We start from the raw sequence: 3,139 nt of genomic DNA, 5'->3' as shown, positions 1-3,139 counted from the left end.
CTGCTCGCGGTAGCGCCGCGCCGCCTCGGCGAGGCGGGAGGCGAGGGCGCCCTCCTCGGCGGGCGAGCCGCCCCTCGCCGCCTCCTGCACCATCGCCTGAAGCGCGTCGCCCGCGGCGAGGAGGAGGTCGACCGCGGCGGAGTCGAGCCGGGCCGGGGCGGCGCGGAACGAGGCGACGAGGTCCTCGAGGCCGTGCGCGAGCGAGGCGACGGCGTCGAGCTGCATCGAGGCGCTCATCCCCTTCACGCTGTGCGCGTGGCGGAAGAGCGCGTCGACGATCTCCTTGCGCGCGGCGGAGGGCGGCGCCTGCTCGAGCCGCACGAGCTCGCGCCCGAACGCGGCGAGGTGCTCGCCCGCCTCGCTCACGAAGAGCCCGAGGTACTTCTGGAGATCGAGCGCCACGGCTCCCCGGACCGGGCGGCGCGGCGGCTAGGCCTCGCCGAGGACCTTCTTCACGACGGAGAGGACGTCCTCCGACTTGAACGGCTTCACGATGAAGTCGCTCGCGCCGGCCTCGATCGCCTCCATCACGAGCGACTCCTGGCCGAGCGCGCTGCACATCACGATCACCGCCTTGTGGTCCTGCTTGACGATGTCGCGCGTCGCCTCGATGCCGCTCTTGAAGGGCATCACGATGTCCATCGTGGTGAGGTCGGGCTTCAGCTCCCGGTACTTCTCGACCGCCTCGAGCCCGTTCGCGGCCTCGCCGACGACCTCGAAGCCGGAGCCCGAGAAGATGTCCTTGATCATGTTCCGCATGAAGATCGCGTCGTCGACGATCAGGACTCGCTTCGCCATCGGCCTTCCTCTCCCCCGAAGGTGTCCTTCGGAACCTATCACATCACCTACCGCCGAACAGCCGGAGCGCCTCGCTCGCGACCACGTCCGCCCCGAGCACCGTCACCGCTCCCGCCCGCGCCATCGCGACGCCGCGCACGAGCCCCTCGCCCGCGCCGCCCTCGGGCGCGAGCGGCTCGACGCCCAGCACGCCGCCGATGAGGAGCCCGAGCGCACGCCGAGCGTGGTCGAGGACGATCACCTGCCCGGCGGAGGGCTCGAGCGCCTGCGGCGCGAGGCCGACGAGCGGAGCGAGGTCCACCACCGCGACCACGCGCCCGCGCAGGTTCATGACGCCGCGCACCGCCTCCGAGGCGCGCGGCACGCGGGCGAAGGGCGGCTGGGGCAGCACCACCTCGCGCACCGCCTCGAGCGGCAGCGCGAACCGCTCGCTCCCGAGGCGGAAGAGGACGTGGCGCACGGGCCTAGCCGAGCCGGAACCGCGAGACGACCGCCTGGAGCTCGAGCGAGAGGTTCGTGAGCTCCTGCGCCGCGCCGGCCATCTGCGCGACCGCCGCGGTCTGCTCGGCGGTGACCTTGCGCACCTGCTCGGTCTGGCTCGCGTTCGAGGAGGCGACGTCCGAGATGTGGTCCATCGCCTGGACCATGTCGGCCGAGCCCTGGAGCTGGTCGCGCGCGGCCTGTGAGATGACGCCCACCTTGTCCGCCCCGGTGGCCGCGATCTTGGCGATGTCGGCGAGGGTGCGGATGATCGCGTTCAGGTCCTCGCGCCCCTCGCCGAGCTCCGACACCGACTCCTTCATCGTCTCGACCACCTTGCCCGCGCGGCCGGAGATGTCGGCGGCGAGCGAGGAGATCTGCTCGGCGGAGCGCCCGGCCGACTCGGCGAGCTTGCGCACCTCCTCGGCGACCACCGCGAAGCCGCGGCCGTACTCGCCGGCGCGCGCCGCCTCGATGGTGGCGTTGAGGGCGAGCAGGTTCGTCTGGTTCGCGACCTGGGTGATCGCCTCGACGATCTTGGAGATCTCCTTCGTGCGCTCGCCGAAGGCGAACACCTGCTCGCTCGCCGCCTCGATGCGGGCGAACACCTTCTTCACCTTCTCGCCGGCGAGCCGCGCCGCGTCGCCGCCGGCGGCCGCCGACTGGCTCGTCTCCGCCGAGGCGCGCGCGGCCTCCTCCGCGCTGCGCGCCGTCGCCTCGATGGACGCGGCGATCTCCCCGATCACCTTGGAGGTCCGCTCCACGAGCTCCGACTGCTGCCCGGCCCCGACCGCGATCTTCTCCATCGAGGAGGCGACCTCGTCCGTCGAGGCGTTCACCTCCTCCGCGCTCTGCTGCAGCTCGTTCGCCGAGTCGGCCACCGACTGCGCCGTCCGCTGGATGCGCGAGACGAGGTCCCGCAGGTTCTCCTGCATCGTGCGGATCGCGTAGGTGAGCTCGTCGATCTCGTCGTGGGCCGCGCGCTGCTCCTCCGAGACGACCGCCTTCGAGAGGTCGCCGCGGCTGATCTCGACGGCGCTCCCGCGCAGGCGCGCGAGGCGCGAGACGCGCGCGACGGCGAGGGTGAGCACGACCCCGAGGAGCAGGGTGAGCGCGAGCACGGCGAGCGCGGCCACGAGCGGGCTCTGCACGCGCTCGCGGATCTCCGGCACCGCGAAGAGCAGCACCGCGCCCACGATGAGGTAGCTGAAGAGGATCTTCTTCTCGAGCGAGACCGGCACGCCCGCGAGCGGTGGGGTCGCGCGCGGCGCCGCCTCCGCCGCGCGCCCGCGCAGGGCGACGAGGTGCGGCGCGTCCTGCCAGCGCGCGCTCGGGCGGGTGGACAGTCGCTCGTCTCGGCTCGCTCGCGACAAGGGGGCCCCTCTCAAAGGCGCTTCGTCTGCTTCGACTTCGGAGCAAAGGTCCAGCACCCGCTGCTCCCGTAGGCGGGGCGATCCTAGACGCGCCCTGCGCCAAGTCAAAGAGCGGTCGGTGTGCGGAGGTGGTCGTGCCCCCGCGTCTCGACCTCGATCGGCGCGCCGGTGGGGCCCACGACGCGCACGCCGCGGCCTCGCACGAACCGGCCGATCACGGTGAGCGGGGTGCGGGCCTTCGCCGCCGCGGCGAACGCGGCGGGGAGGAGCGCGGGCGCGACGGCCACCACGAGCTCGTAGTCCTCGCCGCCCGAGAGCGCCGCCTCGCGCGCCGCGCCGGAGCGGGCGAGCCGGAGCGCCGCGGCGGAGAGCGGCAGGTCGGCCGCGCCGATGCGGGCGCCCACCCCCGAGGCCTCGCACAGGTGGGCGAGGTCCTGCACGAGCCCGTCCGAGACGTCGATGGCCGCGCGCGCCACGCCGGCGAGGGC

The 3,139-nt window shown here is 73.6% G+C and carries 5 protein-coding genes; all 5 read right to left on the bottom strand.

Annotated features, from left to right (window positions below):
- A partial coding sequence (locus tag MNY62_RS25355) for an Hpt domain-containing protein (protein WP_242347112.1) occupies window positions 1–402 on the bottom strand: 402 nt, incomplete at its 3' end.
- Window positions 403–429: 27 nt separating this feature from the next.
- Window positions 430–798, bottom strand: a complete 369-nt coding sequence (locus MNY62_RS25350; protein WP_242347111.1) for a response regulator — start codon at window positions 796–798, stop codon at window positions 430–432.
- Between the two features lie 43 nt (window positions 799–841).
- Window positions 842–1,258, bottom strand: a complete 417-nt coding sequence (locus MNY62_RS25345) for a chemotaxis protein CheW (RefSeq protein ID WP_242347110.1) — start codon at window positions 1,256–1,258, stop codon at window positions 842–844.
- Window positions 1,259–1,262: 4 nt separating this feature from the next.
- A complete protein-coding gene (locus MNY62_RS25340) occupies window positions 1,263–2,651 on the bottom strand; it encodes a methyl-accepting chemotaxis protein (RefSeq protein ID WP_242347109.1) in 1,389 nt (462 codons plus the stop codon).
- A gap of 104 nt (window positions 2,652–2,755) precedes the next feature.
- The coding region (locus MNY62_RS25335; protein ID WP_242347108.1) for an AIR synthase-related protein at window positions 2,756–3,139 on the bottom strand (384 nt) is incomplete at its 5' end.

It is taken from the genome of Anaeromyxobacter terrae, assembly GCF_022690685.1.
Taxonomy (GTDB): domain Bacteria; phylum Myxococcota; class Myxococcia; order Myxococcales; family Anaeromyxobacteraceae; genus Anaeromyxobacter; species Anaeromyxobacter terrae.
The sequence above is the reverse complement of the archived record's forward strand: the minus strand, read 5'-3'. Positions and strand labels throughout refer to the sequence as shown.

What these genes read in the sequence shown, in the direction of transcription:
- MNY62_RS25350 (WP_242347111.1), bottom strand. Translation starts at nt 798, where the DNA reads ATGGCGAAGCGAGTCCTGATCGTCGACGACGCGATCTTCATGCGGAAC.